The sequence below is a fragment of the Streptomyces brasiliensis genome (assembly GCF_014647875.1).
GTDB classification, from domain to species: domain Bacteria; phylum Actinomycetota; class Actinomycetes; order Streptomycetales; family Streptomycetaceae; genus Streptomyces; species Streptomyces brasiliensis.
Genome location: NZ_BMQA01000143.1, coordinates 1 through 7,728, shown reverse-complemented (window position 1 = coordinate 7,728; position 7,728 = coordinate 1). Strand labels below are relative to the sequence as shown.

The 7,728-nt window shown below is 64.4% G+C and carries 5 protein-coding genes and 1 pseudogene; all 6 read left to right on the top strand.

Features of this window, described 5'->3' with window-relative positions; all coding sequences use genetic code 11:
• Positions 1–247 precede the first annotated feature (247 nt).
• A pseudogene (locus tag IEZ19_RS48620) lies at positions 248–1,000 on the top strand (IS256 family transposase); the annotation flags it as partial.
• A 1,065-nt stretch (positions 1,001–2,065) separates the two neighbouring features.
• Complete coding sequence (gene pqqB, locus IEZ19_RS48615) at positions 2,066–2,962, top strand: pyrroloquinoline quinone biosynthesis protein PqqB (protein ID WP_189317774.1); 897 nt, start codon at positions 2,066–2,068, stop codon at positions 2,960–2,962.
• Positions 2,959–3,654: a pyrroloquinoline-quinone synthase PqqC gene (gene pqqC, locus IEZ19_RS48610; RefSeq protein ID WP_189317773.1), complete on the top strand. Its 696-nt coding sequence runs from the start codon at positions 2,959–2,961 to the stop codon at positions 3,652–3,654. Before pqqB ends, pqqC begins: the two co-directional genes overlap by 4 nt.
• Positions 3,654–3,929, top strand: a complete 276-nt coding sequence (gene pqqD / locus IEZ19_RS48605) for a pyrroloquinoline quinone biosynthesis peptide chaperone PqqD (RefSeq protein ID WP_189317772.1) — start codon at positions 3,654–3,656, stop codon at positions 3,927–3,929. Before pqqC ends, pqqD begins: the two co-directional genes overlap by 1 nt.
• Positions 3,926–5,050 (top strand): pyrroloquinoline quinone biosynthesis protein PqqE, encoded by a 1,125-nt coding sequence (gene pqqE / locus IEZ19_RS48600; RefSeq protein WP_229841708.1) that lies wholly within the window; start codon positions 3,926–3,928, stop codon positions 5,048–5,050. Before pqqD ends, pqqE begins: the two co-directional genes overlap by 4 nt.
• Before the next feature lie 4 nt (positions 5,051–5,054).
• Positions 5,055–7,598 carry an aminopeptidase N gene (gene pepN / locus IEZ19_RS48595; protein ID WP_189317771.1) on the top strand — a complete coding sequence of 848 codons (2,544 nt, stop codon included), beginning with the start codon at positions 5,055–5,057 and terminating at the stop codon, positions 7,596–7,598.
• Positions 7,599–7,728 lie beyond the last annotated feature (130 nt).

Genomic DNA, 7,728 nt, shown 5'->3' with positions numbered 1-7,728 from the left:
ACCGAGGGCAGGGACACCCGCACACCCGCCACCGATAGCACGAGACCGGCTACTGACCCCTACAACAGTTGCCCACCACGCAAAAACCCGGCAACACCCCACGACATGCAAAAACACAATCCCGTGATGCGCACAATAAATAACCCGCCATCGCCCCCCCCACGCGTTGCGTGTTGACTTTTCGTCCGTTTTGGGAGTGTCTAATCAACGGCGGATCTGTTGCTCATGGAGACGCCAAGTGAGTGAGATGACGATCGAGCAAGAGCCCGTAGTCGAGTCGGTTGGTGCGGCCACGTCGGACGAGCAGTTGATCGCGATGCTGGTTGACCGTGCCCGCAGTGAGGGCCTGCAACTGACCGGTGAGGGTGGGCTGTTGCAGCAGCTGACCAAGCGGGTGCTGGAGTCCGCCCTGGAAGGAGAGATCACCGATCACGTCGGCTACGAGAAGCACGATCCGGCCGGGAAGAACAACGGCAACAGCCGCAACGGCACCCGCGCCAAGACAGTGCTGACCGACGTCGGCCCGGTCGAGGTCAGGGTGCCCCGCGACGTGGCCGGGACCTTCGAGCCGCAGATCGTCAAGAAGCGGCAGCGCCGGCTGACCGGGGTGGACGAAATGGTGCTGTCGCTGTCCGCGAAGGGACTCACGCACGGAGAGATCTCCGCACATCTGGCCGAGGTATATGGGGCCGAGGAGTCCAAGCAGACCATCTCTACGATCACCGACAAGGTGATGGAGGGCATGGCCGAGTGGCAGAACCGGCCGCTGGACCGCCGCGTCTATCCGGTCCTGTTCGTGGATGCCATCAACGTCAAGATCCGGGATGGCCAGGTCGCGAACAGGCCGATCTACGTTGTCATGGCCGTCACGGCCGAGGGCACCCGCGACGTCCTCGGCATCTGGGCCGGGGACGGCGGCGAGGGCGCGAAGTACTGGCTGCACGTCTTCACCGAGCTGAAGAACCGCGGCCTGGACGACGTGCTGATGCTGGTCTGCGACTGTGAGGATGATCGTGTTCCGCACGGGACCGCGGCCTGACCCGGTCTGCGACTGACCAAGGTGTCCTGAGCTCCGATCTGTCGGTCACGGTCCTGTGCGGGGCTTGCTGCCGCCGGCCCGGCGGGCGTGTCCCGATAGGGGCCTTCGCGACAGGCACCCTCACAGTCCTGACCGCCCGGCCGGTCCGGCGACGGCCATCCCGTCCTCAGCATGCCGCACCACTGCGGCAGCGCGCAGCCCTCCGCCGATTCCGCCACCATGGTGCTCGGTGTCGACCCCCATAAGGACGTGCACGTTGCGGCCGTGGTCAGCATTCTCGGCGCCTTGCTTGGTACGCAGGCGTTCCCCGCTACGGCAGCCGGTTAACGCGAACTCCTTTGCTGAGTCGGCTCGTTGGGTATTGCCCGGCAGGTCGGCGTGGGGGGGGGACCGGCTCGTACGGCGCCGGTCTGGCCCGGCACCCGCTCGGTTCTCATGGGTCTCGACAACCGCATGATCACCGGCGCCGTGCCTGTTCTGTTGCCCACCGGCAAGGCAACCAATCGGTACTGCAGCAGACATGACGGTGCGTCGTACGCGATCACCCCAGACCGGACAGAAGGCCAACACGCAACGCCCCTGGCGGCTCCTGTGCCTGTGGGTTGAGACTTCGAACGCCTCCCCCAACGGCACGGGTGCCTCGTGCGTTGCGCACACCACCAGCGTCACCCGATCAGTGGCCGCGCTGAAAACGCCCAGTGTTTGCAGTGGTCCGCTCGTGGCGCCACAGCAGCCGTTCGTCAGTGATTCGGTGCCGGTCGTGCGCTACCGGTTGCCAGGTCAGGCGATGGCGAAGAAGCTTTGAAAACATAAAGCTGAGTCCAGAGTGACGAGGGTGATTATAGCCGATGGCCGCCCTGGCTGAACCCTCGACGGGCAACGATGCCTGTTGTTGTACAGCCCTTGTCGGTGGCCGAATTTGAGGGAGGACGTCATGAGGTGGGAAACGCCTGATTTTTCGGTAGCCGAGGCGTGCTCTGAAGCCGGCGACCACCTGCGCCGGCGTTAACGGATTGGTTTCCCGCTGTGTTTATTCATTGCCTCGGAGCCGCGGCAGGCGGAGGTTATCCGCAGTGGAATTGTGCTTGCGCCGGGTGCCGAAAGGCCCGTGCCAACCCTGACGTTGCGACGACACACGCAGGGATTGCGGTTTCCGGAGACGGCGAGCAGTGGCATCTGTTGAATGCAACGCCGGACGTCCATCATCAGATAGCGGCGGATCCCTCTTTGCATCCGGGTCCGGGCATTCGGACAACGCCGGTCACCGGTGTGCTGCTGACGGACGCAGAGTTCGATCACACGATCGGCTTGCTGATGCTGCGTGAGGAGTCGTCGCTGACGGTGTACGGGACGTACCCCGTGCTGGAGGCGCTGACCCGGTGGTTCCCGGTTCGGGAGTTGCTGAGCGACTACGCGGACCTCTCATGGTCTTTGGTTGAAATCGGCAAGCCGCTGGATTTGGACGACCGGTTGCGCGCGACCGCCTTCCTGACCGGATCCAAGGCGCCTCGCTACGTGGGACGTTCGCGGCTTCCCGGGCCGGAGTGGGAGGTGGGCTTCCGCTTGGAAGACACGGTGACTGGCGGGATCCTGGTGTACGCGCCGACGCTGCCCCGGTGGGACGAGAAGTTCGCCGAGCAGGTGGCGTCGGCTGATTGCGTCTTCCTGGACGGCACGTTCTGGACGGACGACGAAATGTCCTGCCAGGGTGCAGGAAGTCGTACCGGACGCTCCATGGGGCACATGCCCATCAGTGGCGACGACGGTTCTGCCCGGGCTCTGGCTGAGCTTCCTGCGAAGCGGAAGATCTACACCCACATCAACAACACGAACCCGATTCTCGACGAAGGGTCCAAGGAGCGGCGTTGGCTGACGGACTTGGGCATCGAGGTTGGTCGAGCCGGCTTGGAAGTGGAAATATGAACGCTTGGTCTGCTGAGGAGTTCGAGGCGCAGCTGCGGTCGATCGGAGAAAAGCGGTACCACCATCTGCACCCATTCAACGAGCGGATGCACACAGGCTTGCTGACCGAGGAGGAGTTCCGAGGCTGGGTGCGGAATCGCTTCTATTACCAGGTGAACCTGCCGGTGAAGGACGCGTTCATCCTGACCAAGCTTCCTGGTCGGGAGGATCGGCGCCAGTGGATTCAGCGCATCACCGATCATGACGGGCGAACGGGTGACGAAGGCGGTATCGAGAATTGGGTCCGTCTCGGCGAAGCTGTCGGCTTGACCCGTCGAGAATTGTTCGACAGGGACTCGGTGCTGCCCGGAGTGCGGTTCGCCGTGGACGCCTACGTGGATTTTTGCCGCCAAAAGCCGTGGCTGGAGGCCGTGGCGTCGGCTCTGACTGAACTGTTCGCGCCAGATCTGCTCAGCCGTAGGATTGCCGACGTCCAGCAGCACTACCCGTGGATCGCAACGGACGGTCTGGAGTACTTCCGTGTACGGCTCACCCAGCAGCCCAAGGACATTGCGCACCTGCTCGACCTGGTGATCAACCACGCGAAGTCCAGGGAACAGCAGGACGCGTGCGTACGAGCGCTGGAGTTCAAGTGTGATGTCCTTTGGAGCCTGCTGGACACCGTGCAACTCGCGTACAGCAAGAACTCGTGATGGACGAAACCGATCTGACGGCCATTCCCCGGTTGGCGACCAAGGCGATGCTCAAGCACGACAGCGTCCGCGACGTGGAGCTGCTTCTGTTGCCGGAGAGGGTCGTGCTTCTGAACACGTCCGGGGCAGCAATCCTGGGATTGTGCGACGGCAGCCGGACCGTGTGGCAGGTGGTCGCCCAGCTGGAGCAGGATTTCGAGGCTGCCGATCTCGCGAACGACGTAATGACATTCCTTCATGATGCGCGTGAACGGGGTTGGGTGGTGGTCACATGAACGGTATGCCGCAGCCGTACGGCCTGCTGGCCGAAGTCACGCACCAATGTCCGTTGCACTGCGTCTACTGCTCGAACCCGTTGGCGTTGCTCGATCGGCAGGACGAGCTCGCCACCGAAGACTGGGTGCGGGTGATACGCGAGGCGGCCGGCCTCGGTGTCGTGCAGGTTCACTTCTCCGGCGGTGAACCCCTCGTCCGCGGCGATCTGGAGACGCTGGTCGCCGAGTGCCGCGCCCTCGGCCTGTACACGAACCTGATCACCAGCGGCCTCGGGCTCACTCAAAGTCGTGCGAGGTCGCTCGTTTCGGCCGGGCTCAACAGCGCCCAGCTGAGCATTCAGGGCGACGCCGCCGAGTCGACGAACCTGGTGGCAGCGAGCAAGCGATTCGACAAGAAGGAGGACGCTGCGCGCATCATCCGCGAGGCCGGACTGCCGCTGAACATGAATGTGGTTCTGCACCGGATGAACCTGCTTCGTCTGGACGCGATCATCGACGTCTGTGTGTCGTGGGGCGCCGAGCGACTGGAGCTCGCAAACACCCAGTATTACGGCTGGGCTCTGAGCAACCGCGATCTGCTGCTGCCGAGCAAGGCCCAGCTGGAGGAGGCTGTGGGCGTTTACAGACGCCGGAAGGCCGAGTTGGCGGGACGCATGGAGCTCCTGTGGATCCTCTCGGACTACTACGAGCCCTATCCGAAGCCGTGCATGGGTGGATGGGCGCAGACTGCTCTGACCGTCGCACCGGACGGCACCGTGTATCCGTGTCCGGTGGCTGCGGAGATCACGACGATGGACTTCTCCTCGGTGCGCGATCACGACCTCGCGTGGATCTGGTCGAAGTCCGCCGCGTTCGAGGCATTCCGGGGAACGGAGTGGATGGCCGATCCGTGCCGCAGCTGCCCTCGCAAGGAGGTGGATTTCGGCGGATGCCGGTGCCAGGCCTTCGCGTTGACCGGCGATCCGGCGCGCACAGATCCGGTGTGCATGCATTCGCCCGACCACCACTTGGTAGAAAACGCTCTCGTTCGCGCGGATCAGGTGGATGTCGCAGCAGGCGGCGAAATGATCCGCGACAAGCTCGTGTACCGCCGCCCGCACATGTCGCAGCGCAGGGGCTGACCGTATGCCACCCGAAGGTCGTGCCGCGTCCAGAAGCAAGCTGACAAAGGACGAGGCGGCAGCGCGTTCGGCCGAGATCTCCGACGTCCGCTATGCGGTGGAACTCGACCTGACCGCAGGTGAGCGGCAGTTCGCGATGAGTACGGTGGCTCGCTTCCAGGCCCGTTCCGGGGATGCGTTCATCTTCCTCGACTTCGCGGGGCAGGTCGAGTCGGTCGCGTGCAACGGCCGTGAGCTGGGGCCGGACGCGCACGACGGGACGCGTGTCCGGCTCGACGTGCGACCTGGTGAAAACACCGTTCGAGTGGTCGGTTCCGCTTCGTATGCGCGAACGGGTGAGGGGCTGCACCGTTTCCGCGATCCGCTTGACGGACAGGTCTATGTGCACACCAAATTCGAACCCTTCGCGGCGCACACGGTGTTTGCCTGTTTCGACCAGCCTGATCTGAAGGCAACGGTCGACCTGGCCGTCACCGCTGACACTCACTGGGTCGTGGTTGCCAACACCGACCGCCAGGAGCCGCTGTCGCCCCCCGGCGAGGAGCGTTCGACGTGGCGCTTCGGACGCACGCCACCGCTGCCGCCGTATCTGGTGGCCTTCGCCGCCGGCCCGTTCCGCCGGCTGCGTTCCAGCCACAGCGGAGTGCCGCTGGCGCTGTACGCGCGGAACTCGCTCTTCGAGGAGCTCGTCGGCGAAGCGCCCGAGCTCTTCGACGTGATCAGCCGCGGCCTGGACTTCTACAGCCGGTTGTTTGACCTTCCGTACCCGTTCACCAAGTACGACCACGTCTTCGCGCCCGAGTACGCGTTCGGAGGAATGGAACATCCGGGCTGTGTGACGCTCAACGAGCGCCTGTTGTTCCGGCATCGGGTCACTGAGGACGCGCGGCGAAGACGAGCCGAACTCTTGCTGCACGAGATGGCGCACATGTGGTTCGGCGACTACGTGACGATGCGCTGGTGGGACGATCTGTGGCTGAACGAGGCCTTCGCGACGATGATGGCGGTCGTCGCACAGGCCGAAGCGACGCGGTATGGGGAAGGCTGGACCGCCTTTGCACACCACGCCCTGCCGGTAGCTCGACATGCTGACCAGTTGCCTACCAGCCACGCGATCCGGGTGGAAACCGCCGACACCGACGCTGCGCGGTCCAATCTCGGCCCGATCGTCTACCTACGAGGCGCAGCGGTGCTCCACGACCTCGCTGAGCGTTTGGGCTGGGAATCTTTCGTCGCTGGTGTGCGGAGATATCTGCGGACGCATGCGTGGGGAAATGCCGGCCTCGATGACTTTGTGGCGGCGCTGCGGCAGGTATCGAACGAAGATGTGGACCGGTGGGTAGACGAATGGCTGCTGCGCCGTGGTGTCAACACGGTCGAGGTGGTTCACCATGCGGGCGGCCATCGGGTGGTGCAGCGTCCCGATCCCGATGTTGCGCCGCGCCACGTGAATCTGCGGCTCGCTGCGTTCGACGACCACGATGGCACGTTGGTGCTGCGGCAACGCGCGCACGTGTCGCTCAGTCCCCGCGGGCGCGAAGGTGAACTCGCCGTGTCCGGCCCGAGCCCGGACCTGCTGGTGCCTAATGACGATGCGGTCGCTCACGTCAAGGTCAGGCTGGACCCGCGATCTCGACGGACGGCCTTGCGCAGCCTGTCCGCACTGGATGACCGACGAGCGCGGGCAGTGGTCTGGGGAGCGTTGTGGGACGACGTGCTCGACGCGCACCTGCCCGCGCAAAGCTACGCATCGGCCGTTCTCACGCATGGAGTGCTGGAGAGCGATGTCGGCGTCCTGCAAGTGCTCTTGGAGCGGGCAGTGCGGGCGGTGCAGGTCTACGGGGACCCGTTCAGCCGTTGCCGCATGCTCGAGGTCTTGGCGCGCCAGGTGCGTCAGCAGCTGGCCGGCGCCGCTGTGGGTACCGATCGCCAACTGGTCCTTGCCCGCACCCTCATAGGTGTCGTCCAGGCCGACGGCCACGGTCTGCTGAGCGACATAGTGTGTGGGCAATCCCCCTGGGCAGAAGTGGAAGTGGATCGAGATCTGCGGTGGCGGGGATTGCTCCGCCTCGCGTCGACTGGAGGCGACATCGACGCCCTTGTGGACGTCGCGATGGAAGCCGATCCGGGGGACAGCGGCCGCCGGAACGTCTTGATGGCAGAAGCCGCACGCCCCACCCGTGCCGCCAAAGAAGAAGCGTGGACTCGGTTGTTCAGCGATGGCTTTTCGCTTGCGGAACACAAAGCCATCATGGCGGGGCTGCGGCAACCGGGACAGGAGGCGTTGCTGACTCCGTACGCGGACCGCTACTTGCGGGCGCTGGAGAGCATGGCAGGAGCCGCCGAGCCCGAGTTCGTGTTGGCGTTCACTCGCGCGCTCTATCCCCGTTTCACCAACGTTGAGCACAGCGTGCTGGCGGGTACGGATGATTTGCTGGAAAACAAGCTGCTCCCCGCGAACGTGCGGAAGGCCGTCAAAGAGGAGCGAACCGAGCTCGTCATCATGCAGGCAGCGCGAGCGTGCGACGCGGCGCACAGAACGCGCTGACCAAAAGCTCGGTGGTCCAGACAGCGAAGATTCGGGGCCGCACCAGGCACTGAGCGTTTCCCAACCTCAGTCTGAGAAGCCGTATCTCAACCGATCATGGAACATGCAAGTCGAACAGGTTTCTCGCCGG